General features: G+C 72.2%; 17 protein-coding genes. 9 read left to right on the top strand and 8 right to left on the bottom strand.

Features of this window, described 5'->3' with window-relative positions:
- Positions 1-4: 4 nt before the first annotated feature.
- From ACWEN6_RS09210 to rpsT, 3 genes are all read right to left on the bottom strand, one after another.
- A complete protein-coding gene (locus ACWEN6_RS09210) occupies positions 5-2704 on the bottom strand; it encodes an FtsX-like permease family protein (protein ID WP_452569727.1) in 2700 nt (899 codons plus the stop codon).
- Positions 2701-5973, bottom strand: coding sequence for an FtsX-like permease family protein (locus tag ACWEN6_RS09205; protein ID WP_452569726.1), 3273 nt, complete (start codon positions 5971-5973; stop codon positions 2701-2703). Before ACWEN6_RS09205 ends, ACWEN6_RS09210 begins: the two co-directional genes overlap by 4 nt.
- 480 nt (positions 5974-6453) lie before the next feature.
- On the bottom strand, positions 6454-6726 hold the full coding sequence (gene rpsT, locus ACWEN6_RS09200; RefSeq protein ID WP_452569725.1) for a 30S ribosomal protein S20: 273 nt from the start codon (positions 6724-6726) through the stop codon (positions 6454-6456).
- A gap of 369 nt (positions 6727-7095) precedes the next feature.
- Here rpsT and lepA point away from each other — a divergent pair, with 369 nt between their 5' ends.
- Positions 7096-8928, top strand: a complete 1833-nt coding sequence (gene lepA, locus ACWEN6_RS09195; RefSeq protein ID WP_452569724.1) for a translation elongation factor 4 — start codon at positions 7096-7098, stop codon at positions 8926-8928.
- Between the two features lie 174 nt (positions 8929-9102).
- On the top strand, positions 9103-10320 hold the full coding sequence (gene hemW / locus ACWEN6_RS09190; protein WP_452569723.1) for a radical SAM family heme chaperone HemW: 1218 nt from the start codon (positions 9103-9105) through the stop codon (positions 10318-10320).
- A gap of 71 nt (positions 10321-10391) precedes the next feature.
- Here hemW and ACWEN6_RS09185 read toward each other — a convergent pair whose 3' ends face one another.
- The 3 genes from ACWEN6_RS09185 to ACWEN6_RS09175 all read right to left on the bottom strand — a co-directional run bounded on the left by ACWEN6_RS09185 (position 10392) and on the right by ACWEN6_RS09175 (position 13241).
- Complete coding sequence (locus ACWEN6_RS09185) at positions 10392-10997, bottom strand: DUF4870 domain-containing protein (RefSeq protein ID WP_452569722.1); 606 nt, start codon at positions 10995-10997, stop codon at positions 10392-10394.
- Between the two features lie 357 nt (positions 10998-11354).
- The gene (locus tag ACWEN6_RS09180) at positions 11355-12179 is read right to left on the bottom strand and encodes a DUF3097 domain-containing protein (protein WP_452569721.1); all 825 of its coding nucleotides are present in this window, start codon (positions 12177-12179) and stop codon (positions 11355-11357) included.
- Between the two features lie 21 nt (positions 12180-12200).
- Positions 12201-13241: a hypothetical protein gene (locus ACWEN6_RS09175; RefSeq protein WP_452569720.1), complete on the bottom strand. Its 1041-nt coding sequence runs from the start codon at positions 13239-13241 to the stop codon at positions 12201-12203.
- Positions 13242-13516: 275 nt separating this feature from the next.
- Here ACWEN6_RS09175 and hrcA point away from each other — a divergent pair, with 275 nt between their 5' ends.
- Genes hrcA through ACWEN6_RS09160 form a run of 3 tightly spaced genes read left to right on the top strand, consistent with a single transcriptional unit; the run spans position 13517 to position 16389 of the window.
- Complete coding sequence (gene hrcA, locus ACWEN6_RS09170) at positions 13517-14527, top strand: heat-inducible transcriptional repressor HrcA (protein WP_452569890.1); 1011 nt, start codon at positions 13517-13519, stop codon at positions 14525-14527.
- Positions 14528-15667 carry a molecular chaperone DnaJ gene (dnaJ, locus tag ACWEN6_RS09165; RefSeq protein ID WP_452569719.1) on the top strand — a complete coding sequence of 380 codons (1140 nt, stop codon included), beginning with the start codon at positions 14528-14530 and terminating at the stop codon, positions 15665-15667. It abuts the gene before it with no gap.
- Positions 15664-16389, top strand: a complete 726-nt coding sequence (locus tag ACWEN6_RS09160) for a 16S rRNA (uracil(1498)-N(3))-methyltransferase (protein ID WP_452569718.1) — start codon at positions 15664-15666, stop codon at positions 16387-16389. The genes dnaJ and ACWEN6_RS09160 overlap by 4 nt, the downstream gene beginning before the upstream one ends.
- 195 nt (positions 16390-16584) lie before the next feature.
- On the opposite strand, the gene ACWEN6_RS09155 is transcribed toward ACWEN6_RS09160, so the two are convergent.
- Complete coding sequence (locus ACWEN6_RS09155) at positions 16585-17310, bottom strand: hypothetical protein (RefSeq protein WP_452569717.1); 726 nt, start codon at positions 17308-17310, stop codon at positions 16585-16587.
- Positions 17307-17786 carry a SigE family RNA polymerase sigma factor gene (locus tag ACWEN6_RS09150; RefSeq protein WP_354835444.1) on the bottom strand — a complete coding sequence of 160 codons (480 nt, stop codon included), beginning with the start codon at positions 17784-17786 and terminating at the stop codon, positions 17307-17309. The genes ACWEN6_RS09155 and ACWEN6_RS09150 overlap by 4 nt, the downstream gene beginning before the upstream one ends.
- Before the next feature lie 273 nt (positions 17787-18059).
- Between ACWEN6_RS09150 and ACWEN6_RS09145 the strand changes: the two genes are divergently transcribed.
- From ACWEN6_RS09145 to ACWEN6_RS09130, 4 genes are all read left to right on the top strand, one after another.
- A complete protein-coding gene (locus ACWEN6_RS09145; protein ID WP_354915359.1) occupies positions 18060-18404 on the top strand; it encodes a histidine triad nucleotide-binding protein in 345 nt (114 codons plus the stop codon).
- A gap of 123 nt (positions 18405-18527) precedes the next feature.
- Positions 18528-19604 (top strand): PhoH family protein, encoded by a 1077-nt coding sequence (locus tag ACWEN6_RS09140; protein WP_452569716.1) that lies wholly within the window; start codon positions 18528-18530, stop codon positions 19602-19604.
- An 8-nt stretch (positions 19605-19612) separates the two neighbouring features.
- Positions 19613-20092, top strand: coding sequence for an rRNA maturation RNase YbeY (gene ybeY / locus ACWEN6_RS09135; RefSeq protein ID WP_354835039.1), 480 nt, complete (start codon positions 19613-19615; stop codon positions 20090-20092).
- A complete protein-coding gene (locus ACWEN6_RS09130; protein ID WP_452569715.1) occupies positions 20089-21405 on the top strand; it encodes a hemolysin family protein in 1317 nt (438 codons plus the stop codon). The genes ybeY and ACWEN6_RS09130 overlap by 4 nt, the downstream gene beginning before the upstream one ends.
- Positions 21406-21431 lie beyond the last annotated feature (26 nt).

The following is a 21431-nucleotide window of genomic DNA, read 5'->3' as shown; positions in this document are numbered from 1 at the left end:
GCGGTCATTCGCCCACTCGCAGGGCCGAGCCGAGGGAGCGGTGGGCGCCGAACCTCGCGTGCAGGAACGCGCCGAGCACGGACACGGCGGCCAGTCCGGCGGCGAGCAGGACGGGTGTGGTGGGGCTGAGCCGGTAGTCGCCGACGGTCAGGGCGCCGGCGTAGGCGCTGAGGTCGATGGCAGGCCCTAGGGCGGAGGGCAGCGCCAGGCCGAGCACCAGCCCGGCGCACGCGGTGAGCAGGATCAACGGGGTGATCTCCAGGACGGTCAGGGCGGACGCCTGGCGTTCGGACAGGCCGAGGGTGCGCAGGTAGGAAAGGGCGCGGGCCCGCTCGGCGGCGCCGATCACCAGCGCGATGATGACGGTGAGCAGCGCGTACACGGCCAGGGCGGCGGTCACGACGCGGAAGCTGGTCATGATCGTGCCGGCGAGCGGCGTCGCGGTGACCTGGCGCAGCGACTCGTCGAAGGTGGACACCAGGATGTCGCGACGGTTGCCCGTGGCCGCTTTCAGCTTGGCGCCGTCGATGTCCTGGCCGGCGATGAACAGCATGTTGGTGAAGGTGCGGAACCCGGCCCGCTTCGAGGCGTCGTAGGGCACCACGATCAGGTTGTTCACCGTGAAGCTCACGCCGGGGAGCCCTTCGCGGATGACGCCCGCCTTGGTGAGTTTCATGCGGACGTGCCAGCCGATCTCGAAGGAGGTCATGCCGGCCAGGTCGGGTGAGACGAGGGCGGGGATGGCGGGGCCCGGCAGGCCGGGCGCGGCGTGCGGGGGGTTCAGCGGGCTCCCGGCCAGGATGCGCCGGTAGGCGTCGAGGTCGACGGCCACGACGGTCGCCGTCCTGCCGCCGAGGCCGACCTGGGCGATGCCCTTGTCCGCGGGGAGGATCTCCTGAACGCCGGGCACGCGGCGGACCCGTTCGACGACGTCGGCGGGCAGTTCGGCGGACGCCTCCACCCGGGCGGCGGCCCCGGTGGCCTGCCAGGCGGCCAGCCGCTGCGTCTGCTCCAGCGCGCCGCCGACGACCGCTCCGTACACCGAGACGGTCAGCGCGGGCAGCAGGATCAGCACGGGCAGCGAGGTGACCGATCTGGCGCGGGCCGCCAGGGTCAGCCCGACGAACGGGACGGCGGAGCGCGCGCGGGCGGCGGCCCAGACGATCAGTCGCAGCGGGTAGGGGTAGCAGCGCAGCGTGATGAGGGCGGCGGCGACGGTGAGCGCGGCGGGCACGAGCATGAGGAACGGGTCGGCGCCCTGCCGCAGCGTCTGGGTGGTGAGCCCGCGGGTGCGCAGCAGGTAGGCGCCGGCCAGGGCGAGCACGACCACCACGACCTCGAGGGCGACCCGGCGCGGGGACGGGCGGCGCGCGACCACGTCGTCGCGGCGGTCCTCGATCGGACTGCGGTGGCCGGCGGCCAGGCGGGCGGCGGTGAACGCGATCGTGACCAGCGTGATCAGCAGCGGGCCGACGTGCACGATCGGCGTGGCGGGCCCGGGGAAGGCGAACGCCAGGCAGTAGCCGGCCAGCACCGAGGGGACCAGCGCCAAGGTGACGGCGCCGGTGCCGGTGAGGACGATCTGGCGCAGCGACGCGCCGCGGGCTCGGGCCAGGGTGAGGCCGCTCCGCATGCGTTCGGCCAGCAATTGCACGGCCAGGGCCAGGACGCCGACGGCCACCGTGATCAGGCCGCCCAGAATGAGGAACATGAGCGTCTGCGCGGTGCTGAGCCGGTCGAGGAACTGTCCGAGCACCTGCGGCAGCGCAGTGTCCAGGTCGTAGGGGGCGATGCGGATCTGCGGGTCGTAGGTGATGGGCCCGTTGGCGTCGGTGACGATCGTCCGCAGGTACGCGCCGATGCCGTCGATCACCGGAGCGGCGCTGCGGGCGGTGAGCGCCCTGTTCTCGACGCCGAGGACCCACAGGTACCTCAGCGCCCGGGCCTCGCCGCTCAGCTTGGCCAGCGACTGCGGGCTGGTCAGGCCGGTGATGTAGTTCTCTTCGAAGTCGGATTTGGGCTGGCGCCGGACGGTCACGTTCAGCAGGTCGTGATTGTGCTGCCAGTAGCGGTCGCGCGGGTTCTGGGCCTGGTAGAGCCCGGTGACCCGCGCGAGCGAGGGACGGCTGTTGCCCAGGATGAGCGTGGCGCCGATCGGGATGCCCATCTTGTCGGAGGCCTGCGTGGACAGGGCGATCTCGAAGAGCGTGACGTCGGTGAGCTCCGGGCGGCCGGGGACGCGGGCGAGGGTGACCGGGGCCCCGGGCGGCGCGCCCGCCACGTACCGGATCCGCCGGTCGGCCCCGGACAGCCAGGCCATGTCGACGTACTGGTACGGGCGCTCGCCGCCCTCGAGGCGGCCCGCGACCGGGGTGCCCGTGGTCTTGGCCCCGTAGTGGCTGTCGGCGGTGGGCCCGTGGTCCATGACCTGCGCCACCGGGGCGGGCAGCAGGCCGCGGAAGTGCCGGTCGCCCGCGGCGAAGGCGTTTTCGGTGCCGAGCGCGCTGGTGCTGGGCGCCCGCACCTCGACGGTGACGTCGGTGAGGTTGGCCGCGGTGTTGTCCAGGACGCCGTGCAGGGCGTCGTCGTAGGACCGCTCGAACGCCCGGGGCAGCGCGCACACCAGCAGCGTCGCGCTCAGCGCCAGCAGCGCCAGTACGGTCGCGGCGCCCCGGTGGACCCTGAGGAGAAGCAGCGGGTTCATCGGTCCTCTCCGATCCGCAGTGCCCGGCCGAGACCCTGCCGGCGGAGCGAGCGGGCGAGACCGCCCACGATGGCGAACAGCAGCGCGGCGACCACGGCGAGCAGGGCGGCGGTGGCCGGCCAGGGGATGTCGAGCAGCACCGACGGGGTCACCGAGACCGCCTGCCCGGTGAGCACGATGTGCGGGACGACCAGGCTCGCGACGGCGATGGCCAGCACCGTGCCGCCCGCGAGCGACAGCCCGATGAGGAAGGTCTGCTCGACGGCCAGCAGGCCGAAGATCTGCCGGAAGCTCATGCCGAGGGCGCGCAGGATCGCGAACTCGGCCGTCCGCTCCCGCGCCGCCACGGCGGCGTTGACCAGGAAGCCGAGCACGGCGAAGATCAGCGCGGCGACGAAGCCGAGGATGAGGGCGCCTTGCAGGCCGCTGGCGAGCGGGTCGTCCCTCAGCCGCTGGGTCAGCGAGCCGAGGTCCACCACGGTCTGGTCCCATTCGGGGTGGTGGGCCAGTTCGGCCGCCGCCGCGGCGGTGTCGCCGTCTCGGGTGGCCATCCACCACTCCCCGGCCGCGCGCGGCACCCGGGCGGCGAAGACGTCCCTGGTGAGCATGGTCGGCAGGTCGGCGAGGATGGCGGGCGTCCCCGCCGGCGTGCCAGGCATCGACGCGACGATGGCCGCCACCTGGACCTTCAGCTGCTCGCCCTCCATGTTGATGGTGGCGGTCCTGCCCTCGGTGAGGTTCTGGGCGGAGGCGAGGTCGGCGGTGAGCACGACCGGGACCGGCCGGAAGATCGCCCCCGCGGAGCCGTCCAGGTGCGGGGCCAGGTCGGCGGCGGGCAGCGCGGCGGGCGCGGCGACGACGGCCAGGTGCTCGGGGTCGCTCTGCCGGGGCGGCTTCTGCGCCTTGGGCGCCGGGACGGCGAGCGAGAGCAGCGCCGGGCCGCCGGTGGCGGTGAGCTTGGAGGCGTCGACGTGGCCTTCCCCGCGCAGGACGGGGCCCCACCGCAGCGCCTCGGGCAGGATCACCGGGGCGCCGGTGTCGGTCCGCGCGCCCGAAAGCGTCAGCGTGAGCCCGCTGCCGCTTGCGGGCACCGGCACGTCCATGAGGAACCCGCGCAGGCTCAGCGGGTAACTGAGAGCGCCCGTCCGCCCGGCCAGGGCGGCGAGGTCGACGGTGACGGGGTGGGAACGGCCGTCGGCGGGCAGCGGCCCGATCTGGACCTCGCGGTGGGCGCCGAGCGCGTCCGACAGCAGCACCTGGATCCGCAGTCCGTCGTACCCGGCCCGGTCGGCGGGCACGTCCACGCCGAACCGCGCGGTCATCGACAGGCTTTTGGGCGTGCCGGGCAGCGGCAGGCCGGGCGCCGCGGGCCGTCCGGCGGTCAGGCGCGCGGCGATCGTCCGTACCGAGGCGGAGGACAGGTCGGGGCGCAGCATGAGCAGGCGTTCCAGCTTGGCCGCGTCGGCGGCGAGCAGCGTGGGGTTGGCGCCGGAGAAGGAGGTGACCCCCCGGTACACGGGGCTGATGGCCCTCACCCCGGCCAGCCCGCCGTAGGTGGCTCCGCGCCCGAGCGGCCCGAGCTCGGGGGCCTCCACCGGGCCGGACACGCGCAGGTCCGCGGCGGCCTGGTGGCGGGCCTGGTCCCGCTGGGAGGTCCGCCAGGTGGCGGCGGTGGCCATCGAGACCACGCCGATCGCCACCGCCATGGTCAGCAGCAGGGCGGGCCCGGAGTAGCGCAGCGGACGGCGGCTCACCTGCCAGGCGCCGAGCGCGGGCGCCAGACCGGGACGCCGCGAGGTGAACCGTTCGGCGAGCCGGGAGACGCGCGGCACCAGCCGCAGGCCCAGCATTCCGCCGCACAGCAAGGCCAGCGCCGGGCCGGTGACGATCAGCGGGTCGATGCCGAGGTCGCCGCCGGTGGTGGCGGTCACCGGAGCGCCGTAGTGCTGGAGCTGCCAGATCGCGAGCGCGGCGATCGCGAGCAGCGCGATGTCGCCGCCGGCCCGCTCCAGCAGTCCCTGCCGCTCGCCCCGGCCGCGTACCGCCTGCTCTTCGACGTAGGTCCGGCGGGCGCCGCGCAACGCGGGAAGGGCGAGCAGCACGGCGCAGGCCAGCGCGACGCCGGCCGCGATCGCGAAGGTGGCGGCGTCCGGCCGGGGGGTGATGCGCACCCCGGCCGCCTGGATCCACGGGATCGCGTTGACCAGGCTCAGCAGCGCGGGCGCGAGGAACGGCGCGACGACGGCGCAGGGGACGGCGACCAGCAGTGCCTCGGCGCCGGTGAGGACGGTCAGGCGCAGGCTGCCCGCGCCGCGCGAGCGCAGCAGCGCCATCTCCATGCGCCGGTGGTCGGCCAGTAGCCGCGCGGTCAGCACCAGCGCGTACGCGGCGAGCAGGAGCAGTTGCAGCACCGGCACGAGCATGGTCGAGCGGGCGACCAGCGCGGCCTGGTCGAGCTGGGTGAGCATGTCGGGCAGCCGGGTGAAGGTCGTGCAGGGCCGGCAGTCCCGCTGCAGGTCCTCGCCGACGGCGGACACCGAGGCGGCGAACGGCCGCAGGCGCTCGGGCGGCAGCCGGCGCAGGTCGGGCACCGAGGTCCAGGTGGCGGCGATGCTGGTGGCGGTGAACCTGGCCAGGAAGGTCGCACGCGGGACCATCAGGGGGCCGTAGGTCGTGTAGTTGCCCCGGTCGGTGCCCTTGCGCAGCAGGTCCTCGCCGGTCCAGCGGTCGGAGTAGGGGTCCTGGAGCTGGAAGACCCCGGTCACCTTCGCGCGCACGGGCTTGTGGTCCAGCCGGCCGACGACGGTGAACCCGCTCCCGGCGGACAGGTTCATCGCCTGGGCGGCGGGCTCGGACAACGCGACCTCCACTGTCCCGGTCTCCGAGGGACGAGGCCAGGCGCCGGTGACCAGCCGGGCGGACCCTTCGATGCCGTCGTAGACGCCGAACCGGGTCAGATCGGGCTGCCGGCGCCGCTCCTGCCCGGGCATGGCGTAGGAGTCGGAGCGGGCGCTGAAGGTCAGGCGCTGCGGGACCTCGGCGCCGCCGTCACGCACGCGCGCGGCCAGCCGGTCGCGCACCGATCGGTCGATCCGCTGGTAGGTCGCCTGCTGGACGGGCGCGGTGACGCGGATCGCGGTGAGGTCGGGGGAGGCCGTCTCCATCGCCCGGCGCACGCCGACCTGCGCGATGGAGGAGGCGTACATGGTGAGCGCGACCAGTGTGGTGGTGGCCAGCAAAATCGAGCCGAACGCCGCCAGCAACAGCAAAGGCTCACTGAAGGCACGCCGCAGCACCAAAGGTGTCCGCCCCCGCATGAAGCCCGCCTTCCACCTGCGCCGTTCGCGTCTTATGCACCTTACGAGCGGTTTTGTGGGGCAAGGGCTATGGGGAAGGGAAGGTGACGGACCCGATATCACCTGGCAACGGCCGTGTTATACCGAAATCGGGACAATCTCAGGTGTAACGTCGGCGGACGGCGGTTTGCCCGTGCCGCGGACGCCGTACACCATCGGCCTGCGTGAGACGCCCGTCGCGGCGGCGTTCCGCTCTTGCCGTGGACGCCGTACCGGCCGTCACCGCCTTCACGCCCGGGACGTAGCCGTCCGGGCATCAGCGCTTACAGCCCGGGACGTACACGCGCGGTGGAGGGCGGGCATGCCAAAACGCCGCGTCCTACCTGGACACGGCGTTGTGGGATACCCGTACGTGCGGGACTGCCTGATCGCTCGGGCGGACGCCCGAGCGGATCACTCGGCGGTCTGCAGAGCGGCGATGCGCTTGGCGATGGCGGACTTGCGGTTGGCCGCCTGGTTCTTGTGGATGACGCCCTTGCTGACAGCCTTGTCGAGCTGACGCGAGGCGGCGCGCATGAGGACGAGCGCGTCCTCGGCGTTGCCCTGCTCGGCGGCCTCGCGGAACTTGCGGACCGCCGTCTTCAGGGAGGACTTGACGGCCTTGTTGCGCAGCCGGGCCTTCTCGTTCTGCCGGTTGCGCTTGATCTGGGACTTGATGTTCGCCACGAAGAAGCCTCGGTGAAAGTCGGTGGATGGGGCGCGCGGGCAGAGAGGGCGCGCCACACGCAGGTGAACAGGTTACCAACATGCCGTGGCCGCCCTCAAATCGACAGACCATGGCATACGCCTGCGCCGTCATCCTAGCGCAGTGACGAGCTCGACGGTCTTGGTGCCCGGTAAACTGGAGGGCGAAGCGCGGCACCGACACGCCCGCGTGGCCGACGGGCCCATTCGGCCGGCGGCTCCGGGCGCGTGTTGCCGCGCATCTGCTGTCCGGGTGACGCTGCCTGGGTGACCACCCGGGCGTGCCACCATGGGTGGCGGCTGGCCCGCCAGCCTCCCGATCCATCGTCAATCCTGCCGAAACGGACCCCGGTGCGCATCCACCCTGGCCAGACCGACCCCGCGTTGATCCGCAACTTCTGCATCATCGCGCACATCGACCATGGCAAGTCGACGCTTGCCGACCGGATGCTGCAGCTGACCGGTGTGGTCGACGCCCGGCAGATGCGCGCGCAGTACCTCGACCGCATGGACATCGAGCGCGAGCGCGGCATCACCATCAAGTCGCAGGCCGTCCGGCTGCCCTGGGACGGGCACGTGCTCAACATGATCGACACGCCCGGCCACGTCGACTTCACCTACGAGGTGTCGCGGTCGCTGGAAGCCTGCGAGGGCGCGGTGCTGCTGGTCGACGCCGCGCAGGGCATCGAGGCCCAGACGCTGGCCAACCTCTACCTGGCGATGAACGCCGACCTGCACATCATCCCGGTGCTCAACAAGATCGACCTGCCGGCCGCCCAGCCGGACAAGTACGCCGAGGAGCTGGCGGGCCTCATCGGCTGCGACCCCTCGGACGTGCTGCGGGTGTCGGGCAAGACCGGCGAGGGCGTCCGCGAGCTGCTCGACCACGTCGTCGCGCACGTGCCGGCCCCCGTCGGCGACGCCGCCGCCCCGGCCCGGGCGCTGATCTTCGACTCGGTGTACGACACCTACCGCGGCGTGGTCACCTACGTCCGGGTCATCGACGGGCAGCTCTCCAAGCGCGAGCGCACGATCATGATGTCCACCGGGGCCGCGCACGAGACGCTGGAGATCGGCGTCATCTCGCCCGAGCCGGTGCCCTCCACGTCGCTCGGCGTCGGCGAGGTCGGCTACCTGATCACCGGCGTGAAGGACGTCCGGCAGGCCCGTGTCGGCGACACGGTCACCACCACCGCGCGCCCGGCGCAGGAGGCCCTCGGCGGGTACGAGCACCCGAGGCCCATGGTGTACTCCGGTCTTTACCCCATCGACGGCGACGACTACCCCGAGCTGCGCGAGGCCCTGGACAAGCTGCGGCTGAACGACGCGGCGCTGGTGTACGAGCCCGAGACCTCCGCCGCCCTGGGCTTCGGCTTCCGCTGCGGCTTCCTCGGACTGCTCCACATGGAGATCGTCCGCGAGCGGCTGGAGCGCGAGTTCAACCTCTCGCTGATCTCCACCGCCCCCAACGTCATCTACCGGGTGATCATGGAGGACGGCAAGGAGAACGTCGTCACCAACCCCTCCGAGTTCCCGCCCGGCAAGATCGCCGAGATCTACGAGCCGGTGGTGAAGGCCACGCTGCTCTCGCCCGCCGACCACATCGGCGCGATCATGGAGCTCTGCCAGAGCCGCCGCGGATCCCTGCTCGGCATGGACTACCTCTCGGAGGACCGCGTCGAGATCCGTTACACCCTGCCCCTCGGCGAGATCATTTTCGACTTCTTCGACCAGCTCAAGAGCCGCACCCGCGGATACGCCTCGCTCGACTACGAGCCCTCCGGCGAGCAGGAGGCCGACCTGGTCAAGGTCGACATCCTGCTCCAGGGCGAGGCGGTCGACGCCTTCAGCGCCATCGTCCACCGCGAGAAGGCCTACGCCTACGGCGTCGAGATGGCCAAGAAGCTCAAGGACCTCATCCCGCGCCAGCAGTTCGAGGTGCCCATCCAGGCGGCCATCGGCGCCCGCGTGATCGCCCGTGAGAACATCCGCGCCATCCGCAAGGACGTTCTGGCCAAGTGCTACGGCGGTGACATCAGCCGTAAGCGCAAGCTGCTGGAGAAGCAGAAGGAAGGCAAGAAGCGCATGAAGATGGTGGGCCGCGTCGAGGTCCCCCAGGAAGCGTTCGTCGCCGCCCTTTCCACCGAGAGCGGCGGCGCCGCCGACAAGGCCGCCAAGAAGTGACCTCCGCCCCGCCGCCCACCGCGAGGGGCGACGGGGCGGCCTTTTCCCAGAGCCCCGCGGTCGTCCACAGGCGGCGGCCGGCAGGCCGGACATCGGGGACATCTCCCCTGCGTCGTCGGTGACCTGTCCACAGGCGGTGCGGGGGCACGCCTCCGCGGGCGGCAGACTGGGGGCGTGCCTTCCGTACTTCTCGACGGCGACGCCGTTCCCACCTCGGGCGAGCTGCCCGCCGAGGCCCTGAAGGGCCTCGGCTCGCGGCCCTTCGGCTTCTACGTCCACGTGCCGTTCTGCGCCACCCGCTGCGGCTACTGCGACTTCAACACCTACACCGCGGCCGAACTCGGCCCGGGGGCCTCGCGCGCCGACTACGCGGCCACCGCGGTCGAGGAGATCCGGCTGGCCCGCAGGGTCCTGGGCGAGGCCGAGCTCGCGGTGGAGACCGTCTTCTTCGGCGGCGGCACGCCGACGTTGCTGCCCGCCCGCGATCTCACCGAGATCCTCCGGGCGATCGACGGCGAGTTCGGGCTGGCGCCGGGCGCCGAGGTCACCACCGAGGCCAACCCCGAGTCGGTCGATCCCGCCTCCCTCGAGCGGCTGCGCGCGGGCGGGTTCACCCGCGTCAGCTTCGGCATGCAGAGCGCGGCCGAGCACGTGCTCACCGTCCTGGACCGGCGGCACACCCCCGGCCGCCCGGCCCAGGCCGTGCGCGAGGCCCGCGACGCCGGGTTCGCGCACGTCAACCTCGACCTCATCTACAGCACGCCGGGCGAGACCGACGACGACTGGCGCGCGTCCCTGGCCGCGGCCATCGAGGCGCGGCCCGACCACGTCTCGGCGTACTCGCTGATCGTCGAGGACGGCACCCGCCTGGCCGCGCGCATCCGCAGGGGCGAGCTGCCCATGCCCGATGACGACGTCGCCGCCGACCGTTACGTCATCGCCGACGAGATGCTGTCGCAGGCCGGCTTCTCGTGGTACGAGGTGTCCAACTGGGCCGCTTCCGAGCAGGCGCGCTGCCGCCACAACCTCCTCTACTGGACCGGCGGCGACTGGTGGGGCGTGGGTCCCGGCGCGCATGGTCACGTGGGCGGCACGCGCTGGTGGAACGTCAAACACCCGGCGGCCTACGCCTCCCGGCTGGCGGCGGGCGCATCGCCGGGTCACGCGCGCGAGGTGCTGTCACAGGACGACCGGAAGGTCGAGCGGCTGATGCTCGAACTGCGCCTCGACTCCGGCTTCCCCCTCACTGAGATCGCGCCGCCCGCCCGCCCGGCCGTCGCCCGCGCCATGGCGGACGGCCTGCTGCAACCCGAGCCCTTCACCCGCGGCCGAGCCGTGCTCACCCTCAAGGGCCGCCTGCTGGCCGACGCCCTCATCCGAGATCTCACCTGACCGGCGAGGGGCAGGCATGCGCACTGAAGGGCGACTCGGGGCCCAGCGGGCGATCAGCGGTTCGGCAGGAGTCAGCTGATGAAGCGGATGTTGAAGGGGTAGCGGTAGTTCTCGCCGCGGTTGGCCGCCACCGCCGCCATGATCATCAAGATGAGCGAGCCGATGCCGACGACGATCATCAGCAGTATTCCGATGATCACCAGAACCAGGACGGCGGAGACCGCGTAGGCGATGAAGAGCGTGATCTGGAAGTTCAGCGCCTCGGCCGCCTGGTCGCGGACGTAGGGCGACTCGTCCTTCTTGACCAGGTACAGAATGAGCGGGCCGAGGAAGGAGGTCAGCAGGCCGAGCAGGTGGGCGAGCATCGCCAGGGTCGTGTCGTCCGACCCCGGGCGCGGACCGAACCTGCCGGGGACGTGCGGCCCGCCCGGGTACCCCGCCGGCCCGTACCCCGGCTGCCCGTAGCCGGGCTGCCCGAAACCGGGCTGCCCGTAACCAGGCTGCCCGTAGCCGGGCTGTCCGTAGCCGTGTTGCTCGTAACCGGATTGCTCGTATGCCGGCGCCTGGTAGGGCGGGGGTGGCGCGTACCCGTGCTCGGCAGCGCCGGTGTCCCGGTGCTCCGCGCCGTACCCGGCGGGCTCGTCGCGAGGGCGGTCGGCCGGCGTGGCGGAGGACACGATTTCAGACTCCTGGACGGGCGTGGCGGGCGGTTCGAAGGTGGGGGGTTCGGCGGGGGCTCCGGGAGGTTCGGACTCGCGGTCCTCGGCCGGCGTGGCGGCGGAGGACACCTCGCCAGGCCGGACGGCGGGGGGCTCGAAGCCGGGTTGCCGGGGTGGCGCGTCGGCGTCCGACGGGGCATCGGCGTGCCGGGCGGGGAACGGTTCGGCGTCGGCGTGCCGGACGGTGGGCGGCTCGGCGTCGGGGTGGGGGGCCGGTGTGGTGGGGAGTTCGGAGTCGGGGGGGGGCGGCCGGTGTGGTGGGGGGATCGGAGCGGGGGTGAGGGGCGTTGGTCTCGGGGTCGTTCGGAGGGTGGCTCATGGCGTCTCCTCGGTCGACACGAAGTCGATCAGCTCCTCTACCCGGCCCAGAAGCTCCGGCTCGAGGTCAGTGTAAGTCCGGACAGCGCCGAGAATCCGGCGCCAGGCATCCGCCGGTTTCAGCCGCCAGCCCAGGGCCTCGATCACGCCTTCCTTCCACGGGATCCCGCGCGGGACCTCGGGCCAGGTGCGGATGCCGACCGCGGACGGCTTGACGGCGGCCCAGATGTCCACGAAGGGGTGCCCGACGATGAGCACGTGCGGAGAGGAGACCTGGGCGGCGATGCGGCTCTCCTTGGACCCGGGGACCAGATGGTCGACCAGCACGCCGAGGCGCCGTCCCGGGCCGGGCTCGAACTCGGCCACGATGGCGGGCAGGTCGTCCACGCCCTCGAGGTACTCGACGACGACGCCCTCCACCCGTAGGTCGTGGCCCCAGATCTTCTCCACCAGGGACGCGTCGTGCACGCCTTCGACGTAGATGCGGCTCTCGCGGGCGACACGCGCCCGCAGCCCCTCGACGGCGATCGACCCGGACGCGCTGCGGCCGGGCCCCTTGGACGCGGCCTCCGGCGCCGGGCGCACCAGCGTCACCGGCCTGCCCTCCAGCAGGAACGCGGCGGGCGCCAGCGGGAACACCCGCCGCCGCCCGAAGCGGTCCTCCAGGGTGACGGCTTCCTTGTCACAGGCCACCACGGCGCCGCAGAAGCCCCCCTCGGCGTCCTCCACCACGAGGTCGAGCTCGGCCGGGACCTTGGGGATCTTGCCGCGCAGAGGCCTCCGCCAGTCGCCGGCCAGCACGTCCCGTCCGTAGTCCCGCATACCTGGGCACGCTAGCAAAGATCATGCCTGTGGCGGTGCGCCCTGCGGCCACGCGCCGCCGTAGGGGGCGGCGGCCGCCGCCTGCCGCTTGCGGTTCCGGCCGCGCCGCACCAGGACGACGATCGTGGTGACGACCGCGAGCAGGAACCCGGCCAGCGGGATCAGGAACAGCGAGGCCACGCCTCCGGCGAGGGCGCCGGTGTCGGCGGTCAGCGACTTGCCGACCCCGAACAGCACCTGCTTGCCGGCCTCGGCCTGGCAGCTCACCTTGTAGGTGCCCGCGGCGGGCACGCCGATGTCGAACACGGCCTCCCACACCCGGCCGTCGGCGGACACCGTCTGGGACGCCTTGGGCGAGGTGAGATCGACCTTCTTGCCGGCGCCGTCCACGGCGAGGCAGTTGATGTCGGTGGGCCCGGACGCGGATGCGTACAGGATGGGCTTGTCCTTCGGGTCCATGGGGACCGACACGCTGCCGCCGCTCTGGAAGGTCTGCGTGGGCGCCGCGTCGGTGATGGTCTTGAACAGGCCGCCGGCGAAACCCACGATGCCCACGACGCCGCAGATCACCGCGACGAGCCAGGCGAGCACGATCCACAGCACCCGCGGCCGCACCGGTCCGGGCGCGGCGGGCGCGGGGGAGGCGTAGAGCGGGTGCGCCGCCTCGGACGCGGGCCCGCCATAGGAGGGGCCCCCGTACGAAGGCGAAGGCCCGCCATAGGAGGGCCCACCGTAGGGAGGCCCGCCGTGCGAAAGCCCGCCATAGGAGGGCCCGCCGTGCGAGGGGCCGCCGTACGAAGGTCCCCCGTGCGAGGGGCCGCCTGAGGCGCCGTACGGCCCGCCGGTGGGCGCGCCGTGGGGCGAGGAGCCGGCGGGCGCGCCGTAGGGGGAGGGACCGGCGGGAGCGCCGTACGGCGGGCCGCCGGAGGCGGGGCCGTGCGGGCCGGGGCCCGAGCCGGGCGGAGCGCTCTGCGGCGGGGGAGGCGTGACCTGCGGACCCGAGGAGTCCGGACGCGGCGGTCGCCTCGTCGCGTCGGTCAGGCGGGGATCGTTCTCGCTCATGAACCGAGTCTGGATCAGATGACTTGCCGCCGAATAGCAACCCACTTGTCACCGCCCGGGCATCCGGCCGCGCGGCACGTGCTCCATTCGTCCGGTGGTGGAGGGAAGCCGGCGGATGGGCGGAGCTGGGGCCGATTCGCGGGAGAGTGGGGAGGGTGGTGCGGTCTGAGTTATCGCACCCTGAGGCCCGTGGCCGTACACTTGGCACTCGGGAACACTGAGTGCCAGACCAGGCGTTTACGCAGGCACGAACGCGAGGCAGGGAGGTGAGCACGTTGCTCGATGAACGCAAGCTGGCCGTTCTGCGCGCCGTTGTCGAGGATTTCGTGTCCACCAACGAGCCGGTCGGGTCGAAGGCATTGGCGGAGCGTCACAATCTGGGGGTCTCGCCCGCCACCGTGCGCAACGACATGGCCGTGCTCGAGGAGCAGGGCTACATCACCCAACCTCACACCAGCGCGGGGCGGGTCCCCACCGACAAGGGCTACCGGTTGTTCGTCGACCGGCTGTCCCAGATCAAGCCGCTGTCGGCCGCCGAGCGCCGTGCGATCGAGACGTTCCTGGCGGGCGCCGTCGATCTCGACGACGTCGTGACCCGCACCGTGCGGCTGCTGGCGCAGCTGACCCGCCAGGTGGCCGTGGTGCAGTACCCGTCGCTCATCCGCTCGACGGTCCGGCACGTCGAGCTGGTGCCGCTGGCCGAGCGGCGCATCATGCTCGTGGTGATCACCAACACCGGCCGCGTCGAGCAGCGGGTCGTCGACCTGCCGGACGTGGTGGCCGACGACCAGGTCGCCCACCTGCGGGCGTTGCTGAACGCCTGCCTCGACGGGTGCAGGCTCGGCCGGGTTGCCGAGACGGTCGCCGACCTTCCCGAACGGCTGCCCGAGGCCGACCGGCCGATGGCGACGACGATCCTGTCGGTCCTGCTGGAGACCCTGGTCGAGCGGCACGACGAGAAGATCGTCTTCGCCGGCGCGGCGAATCTCGCGGGCGACTTCAGCGTCGGCCTGCGCGAGGTGCTCGAGGCGCTGGAGGAGCAGGTCGTGCTCATGCGCCTGCTCGGCGAGGCGAACGACCACTCCGCCCTGACCGTGCGCATCGGCTCCGAGAACCCCTACTCGGGGCTTCACGGCACCTCGATCGTCGCCGCCGGGTACGGTTCGGGCGACAATGAACTGGCCCGGCTCGGAGTGCTGGGCCCGACGCGAATGGACTACCCGGTGACGATGGGAGCGGTGCGCGCAGTGGCACGCTATGTCGGCCAGATTCTGGCGGGGTCCTAAGTGGCCCGCGACTATTACGGCATCCTCGGGGTGCGCCGTGACGCCTCTCAGGACGAGATCAAGAAGGCGTATCGCCGCCTCGCACGTGAGCTCCACCCTGACATCAACCCCGATCCCGAGACGCAGGAGCGCTTCAAGGAGATCAATCAGGCGTACGAGGTCCTGTCGGACCCGAGCAAGCGTCAGATGTTCGATCTCGGCGCCGATCCCTTCGGCGGCGCCGGAGCGGCCGGCCCCGGCGCGGCGGGCTTCGGCGCGGGGTTCCCGTTCAGCGACATCATGGACGCCTTCTTCGGCGGCGGAGGCGGCGCGCGCGGCCCCCGTTCGCGGGCCAGGCGCGGGCGCAACGCCACCATCCGGGTCGAGCTCGACCTGGCCGAGTCGGCGTTCGGCACCACGCGCGAGCTGGTCGTGGACACCGCCGTGCTGTGCGAGGTGTGCCAGGGGTCGGGCGCGGCGGCCGGCACCCATCCCGACACCTGCGACATGTGCCACGGCCGCGGCGAGATCTCCCAGGTCACCCGCTCGTTCCTCGGCCAGGTGATGACCGCCAGGCCCTGCCCCCAGTGCGGCGGGTTCGGCTCGGTCATCCACCACCCGTGCCAAGAGTGCTCCGGCGACGGGCGGGTGCGCACCCGGCGCACGATCAAGGTCCGCATCCCGGCCGGCGTCGAGGACGGCACCCACATCCAGCTCGCCGGCGAGGGCGAGGTCGGCCCCGGCGGCGGCCCGCCCGGCGACCTGTTCCTCGAGATCGTCGAGCGCCCGCACGACACGTTCGAGCGGCGCGGCGACGACCTGCACTGCACGGTGCAGATCCCGATGACCGCGGCGGCGCTCGGCACGATCCTCACCGTGCAGACGCTCGACGGGGCCGAGGAGCTGGACGTGCGCCCCGGCACCCAGTCGGGTCAGGTCATCCCGCTGTACGGGCGGGGCATCCAGCGGCTCAACGAGACCGGCAGGGGCGACCTGCTGATCCACGTGAACGTCGAGACCCCCACCAAGCTGGACGCCGCCCAGGAGGAGCTGCTCAAGGAGCTGTCCAAGCTGCGTGGCGAAGAGCGCCCGCCGGGCAAGTTCGCGCCCGGCCAGCAGGGCTTCTTCTCACGCCTCCGGGACGCTTTTAACGGCCGATGAGCGTCCCGGTTTTCCTGGCCGACGACCTGTCCGGTGACGAGATCGTCCTCGGCGGCCCCGAGGGGCGGCACGCCGCCACCGTGCGGCGGCTGAGGGCGGGCGAACGGGTCGACCTGACCGACGGCGCGGGCGCGGTGGCCGAGTGCGCCGTGCGCGACGCCGGGAAGGACTTTCTGCGGCTGGAGGTCATCGGCCGCCGCGTGGTGCCCGCGCCCGACCCGCGCCTGGTCGTCGTCCAGGGGCTGCCCAAGGGTGAGCGGGGCGAGCTGGCGGTCGAGATGATGACCGAGGCGGGAGTGGACGTCATCGTCCCGTGGGCCGCGGCCCGGTGCGTCACGCAGTGGAAGGGCGAGCGCGCCGCCAAGTCGCTGGCGCGCTGGCGCTCCACGGCCCGCGAGGCCGCCAAGCAGGCCCGGCGGTTCCACCTGCCCGAGGTCGCCGAGCAGGCGAGCACGGCCCAGGTGGCGGCACTGCTGCGCGGCGCCGCCGCGGCGGCCGTCCTGCACGAGGAGGCCGTCGTGCCGCTGTCGCGCCTGGAGCCGCCGGCGAGCGGCGACATGGTGGTGGTGGTCGGCCCCGAGGGCGGCATCACCGACGAGGAGATCAAGAGCTTTCAGGAGGCCGGCGCCGCGCCTGCCCTGCTCGGCCCGACCGTGCTGCGCACCTCTACCGCCGGCGTCGCCGCCGCGGCCGTCCTGCTCACCCGCTCAGGCCGCTGGTGAACTCTCCCGGACGCCGCGCCCGCTGACACCGCCCCGCCGCCTGCGCCTGCGCCTGCGCCTGCGAGAAGCATCCGCCCACAGGGCGGCGCCGGCTCATCGAACGCCCGGCTCACCGGAAGAGCCCTGCTCGGGAGAGCGTCGGCCTCCCGCGGGCGTCCGGCCGGAGGAGCCGCCGTGCCCTGGTCGGGACGGCGGCTACTCCTGGGAGGTGTTCGTGCTGCTGTCGGCCTCGGTGGTCATCAAGGGGGTGGCCGTGGGCGCCGGGGGGTCGCTGGGGGCCTGGGAGGCGGTCGGGGTCGGCTGCTCCACCGTCGGCCTCGGAGACGGCTTGGGGGTGGCCGAGGCGGTCCGCGTGGGCGTCGGCGTCGTGCTCTGGCGGCTCGGCGTGGGCCGCGGCTCGGTCGTGCGGTCGGGCTGCGACTCGGTGGCCGTGGGCTCCGCGCAGGGCTGCGGCGAGTCCGACGCGTCCGGCTCCACGGCGGTGGGCGCGGCGGTGGCGCAGTCGTTGCCCGGCGACGCCGTCACCGAAGGCGAGGGGACCGCCGGCGCCGTCCCGCTGGGCGTCGCGGCCGGCCGCGACGTCGGCGAGCCGACGACCGCCGACGACGAGTGGACGCCGTTCGGCGGGCGTTGCGTGCTCGACTCGTCGGGAGGTGAGGTGTCGTACTGCACCTGGATGATGTGCTGGCCGGTGCCGATCTGGACCTTCAGGCCCGGCACGAACATCACCACGGCGGCGGCCACCAGGACGGCGCCGAACGCCGAGGCGGCGGCTCGCCACCAAAAGATGCCCCGCACGCCGCGCTGCTCGATGCGGGTGCGGATGATCTGCAATCCTTCCGCGGAGGGCACGACAGAATCCGCCTCCGCGCGCAAGACACGGCGCAGGACCTCGCCGTACTCGTCGGGGGACTCGGTCATGACAATTGCTCCAGTGTCGTGCGTAGTGCGGCCATGCCGCGGGCGGTGTGACTCTTCACCGCGCCCTTGCTGATGCCCATGGCGTGCGCGATCTCGGCCTCGGAGAGGTCGCCGTAGTAACGCAGCACCAAGGCCTCGCGCTGCCTGGTCGGGAGACCGCGCAGTGCCTCGATCACGGCGGACCGCTCGAGCTCTCCTATGGCTCCGTTCTCCGCGCTCGGCGCGTCGGGCAGCCCCTTGGGGGCGTACTTCTCCACGACGGCACGGTGGCGGAGCACTGAGCGCGATCGGTTGACGACCGACTGGCGCAGGTAGGCGAGTGCCTTGTCGGTGTCGCGCAGGCGGCGCCACGCCCCATGGAGGGCGACGAACGCGTCCTGCACGACTTCCTCCGCGGTCGCGGTATCGCGCACCAACAGCATGGCGAGACGCACAAGAGACCGATAGTGGGCGCTGTAAAGCGCCGTCACGGCCATGTCGGCGTCCCATCCGACGGGCACCGCCCCCAGCGACCTTTCGGCCACGAGGGTCTCGGTGGTCACATCTGTTGGACGCACGGCCTTTCCAGAGGGTTTACGCTCTGGCGATTCTTTAGGGGGCATGACCCAGTTGTGTCCTCGCCGATGGCCTGGCCGACACTGACCGCTGTCTGACGCTGAAGTGTCGCACACCAACCCTAGCCGCGCGGATCTTTCCGCGGGACCTCCTCGGTATTACCGATTGGCAACAGAGGTGACTACCATGCGGGCGTGACAGACTGCCTGTTCTGCAAGATCGTGGCCAAGGAGATCCCCGCCGCGGTCGTCCACGAGACCGAGCGCACGCTGGCCTTCAGGGACGTCAATCCCCAGGCGCCGACGCACGTCTTGGTGATCCCCAAGGGGCATTACGAGAACGCCGCGGCGCTGGCCGCCGCGGACGACGGCCTGGCCGATGCGGTGCTGAAGGCCGCGCACGACGTCGCCGTGCAGGAGGGCGTGGCCGACACCGGGTACCGCCTGGTGTTCAACACCGGGCCGCAGGCCGGTCAGACGGTGTTCCACGTGCACGGACACGTGCTGGGCGGCCGCGGCCTCCAGTGGCCACCGGGCTGAGCCCGGCCCGGATACCATGGGGTAATCAACCGCGCGGTCGGGACGCAGCACCGGGCCGAAAGCCGCACGAGCGCGACCGACGACGCACAAGACCGGGAGGCGAGCAGGCCGCAAGGGCCGCCCATGTCCGAGTCATACGAACCCCGCAGCGCGCCCAACGGCGCGCGGACCACAAGCGAACCGCCTCGAACCAAGGGCCCGTCGCGCACGCAGGCCAAGGTGGTGATCCCCGACGAGCACCCGATGGTGACGATCCTCGGTTCCCGCGACGAGCTGCTGCGGGTCATCGAGGCCGCGTTCCGCGCGGACGTCCACGTCCGCGGCAACGAGATCACGATCAGCGGAAGCCCTGAGGAGAGCGGCCTGGTCGTCCGCCTCTTCGAGGAGATGGTCGAGCTGGCGCGATCGGGAGCGCAGCTCACCACCGACGCCGTCGAGCGCAGCATCGCCATGCTGCGCATGAGCTCCGGCCGCCCCGCCGACGTCCTCTCCCTGGACATCCTGTCCTCGCGCGGGCGCACGATCCGGCCGAAGACCGTGAACCAGAAGCGGTACGTCGACGCGATCGACAAGCACACCGTCGTGTTCGGCATCGGGCCCGCGGGCACCGGCAAGACCTATCTGGCCATGGCCAAAGCCGTGAAGGCGCTGCAGAACAAGGACGTCAACCGCATCATCCTCACCCGGCCGGCGGTCGAGGCGGGCGAGCGGCTGGGCTTCCTGCCGGGCACGCTCTACGAGAAGATCGACCCCTACCTGCGCCCGCTCTACGACGCGCTGCACGACATGCTCGACCCCGACTCCATCCCGCGCCTGATGGCCGCGGGCACGATCGAGGTCGCCCCGCTCGCCTACATGCGCGGGCGCACGCTCAACGACGCGTTCATCATCCTGGACGAGGCGCAGAACACCTCGCCGGAGCAGATGAAGATGTTCCTCACCCGCCTGGGCTTCGGCGCCAAGATCGTCGTCACCGGCGACGTCACGCAGATCGACCTGCCCGGCGGGCAACAGAGCGGCCTGAAGGTCGTCCAGGATATCCTCGAAGGTATCCCGGACATCCATTTCTGCAGGCTGACGAGCGCGGACGTCGTGCGGCACAAGCTGGTGAGCGACATCATCGACGCCTACAGCCGCTACGACGAGGCCACCGCCGAGCCGGCCGACATCAAGGGCGCCAAGCGCCCGCGGGGGAGATAACGAACACCATGAGTATCGAGGTGGCCAACGAGTCGGGCGTCGAGGTCGACGAGTCCTCGCTCGTCGAGCTGGCCGGTCACGTGCTCGGCCGCATGGGCATCCATCCGCTGGCCGAGCTGTCCATCCTGGTCGTGGACGAGGCGGCGATGTCGCAGCTCCACGAGCAGTGGATGGGCGAGCCCGGGCCGACGGACGTCCTGGCGTTCCCGATGGACGAGCTTCGGCCGAACCCCGGCGGCTCGCGTCAGGACGTCGACGCCCCGCTCGACCCGGCGCTGCTGGGCGACGTGGTGCTGTGCCCGCAGGTCGCGGCCAAGCAGGCCGCGGACGCCGGTCACAGCACCCGCGAGGAGCTCGAGCTGCTCTGCACGCACGGCATCCTGCACCTTCTCGGGTACGACCACGCCGAGCCCGAGGAGCACGCCGAGATGTTCGGGCTCCAGGGCGAGTTGCTCGACGCGTGGCGGGAGGTGCGGCGGGAGCCGTGAGTTCCCCCAGCGGATGGCTGCTGTCGGCCATCCTTCTGATCTTCCTCGGTGGCCTGCTGGCCAGCGCGGAGACCGCTCTGGCGCGCATCTCGCGGGTGCGCGCCGAAGAGTTCGCGCGCAAGGGCCGCCGGGGGGCGCAGCGCCTGCAGGCGATCGTCGCCGACCCGCCCCGCTACCTCAACCTGCTGCTGCTGCTCCGGCTGAGCTGCGAGCTGATCGCCACGGTGATCGTGACGCTGCTGTGCATCGACTGGCTCGGCGACAAGGGCCAGGCGTACGCCGTGGCGGCCGGCGTCATGATCGTGATCAGCTACGTCATCGTGGGCGTCTCGCCGCGCACCCTCGGCCGGCAGCACGCCGAGCCGGTGGCGCTGGCGAGCGCGCCGATCGTGTACGGGCTGACGCGCATCTTCGGGCCGCTGCCCAAACTGCTGATCATGCTGGGCAACGCCCTCACCCCCGGCAAGGGCTTCCGCGAGGGCCCGTTCACCTCCGAGGCCGAGCTGCGCGACCTGGTCGACCTGGCCGAGGAGCGCCGGGTGATCGAGCCGGACGAGCGTCAGATGATCCACTCGGTGTTCGAGCTGGGGGACACCCTGGTCCGCGAGGTGATGGTGCCGCGCACCGACATGGTGTTCATCGAGCGCGGCAAGACCCTCGGCCAGGCCCTGTCGCTGGCGCTGCGCAGCGGCTTCTCGCGCATCCCGGTGGTCGGCGAGAACGAGGACGACGTCGTCGGCATCGCCTACCTCAAGGACGTCGTCCGGCGGGTGCACGAGGCGTCGGCGGACGGCGACGCCGAGGGCGAGAAGATCGGCTCGCTGATGCGCCCGGCGACCTACGTGCCCGAGAGCAAGCCGATCGACGAGCTGATGCGCGAGATGCAGGCGCGCCAGATCCACCTGGCCATCGTGATCGACGAGTACGGCGGCACGGCCGGGCTGGTCACCATCGAGGACGTCCTGGAGGAGATCGTCGGTGAGATCGCCGACGAGTACGACCAGGAGGCGCCCCGGGTGGAGTGGCTGGAGGACGGCAGCGCCCGGGTGACGGCGCGCCTGCCGGTGGACGAGCTCGGCGAGCTGTTCGACATCGAGCTGGAGGCCGACGACGTCGACACGGTGGGCGGCCTGCTGGCCCACGCCCTGGGCCGGGTGCCCATCGCCGGTTCGCAGGCCACGGTGGACGGGCTGAACCTGACCGCCGAGAGCACGGCCGGCCGCCGCAACCGCATCAGCACGGTGGTCGTCCGCCGCGTGGTCCCCGTCGAGGGGGACCAGCCCGTCCCGGCCTCCGCCGACCACGAGTCCTGACCCGCGCCCCGGTACGGCGCGGGCGC

The sequence above is a fragment of the Sphaerisporangium sp. NPDC004334 genome (assembly GCF_053602655.1).
This window is presented reverse-complemented; position numbering and strand designations above follow the sequence as displayed.

Coding starts and splice junctions, on each gene's coding strand:
- ACWEN6_RS09140 (WP_452569716.1), top strand. CDS start 18,528: ATGTCCGAGTCATACGAACCCCGCAGCGCGCCCAACGGCGCGCGGACC.
- ACWEN6_RS09210 (WP_452569727.1), bottom strand. CDS start 2,704: ATGAACCCGCTGCTTCTCCTCAGGGTCCACCGGGGCGCCGCGACCGTA.
- ybeY (WP_354835039.1), top strand. CDS start 19,613: ATGAGTATCGAGGTGGCCAACGAGTCGGGCGTCGAGGTCGACGAGTCC.
- ACWEN6_RS09160 (WP_452569718.1), top strand. CDS start 15,664: ATGAGCGTCCCGGTTTTCCTGGCCGACGACCTGTCCGGTGACGAGATC.
- ACWEN6_RS09150 (WP_354835444.1), bottom strand. CDS start 17,786: ATGGCCGTGACGGCGCTTTACAGCGCCCACTATCGGTCTCTTGTGCGT.
- ACWEN6_RS09175 (WP_452569720.1), bottom strand. CDS start 13,241: ATGAGCGAGAACGATCCCCGCCTGACCGACGCGACGAGGCGACCGCCG.
- ACWEN6_RS09180 (WP_452569721.1), bottom strand. CDS start 12,179: ATGCGGGACTACGGACGGGACGTGCTGGCCGGCGACTGGCGGAGGCCT.
- ACWEN6_RS09155 (WP_452569717.1), bottom strand. CDS start 17,310: ATGACCGAGTCCCCCGACGAGTACGGCGAGGTCCTGCGCCGTGTCTTG.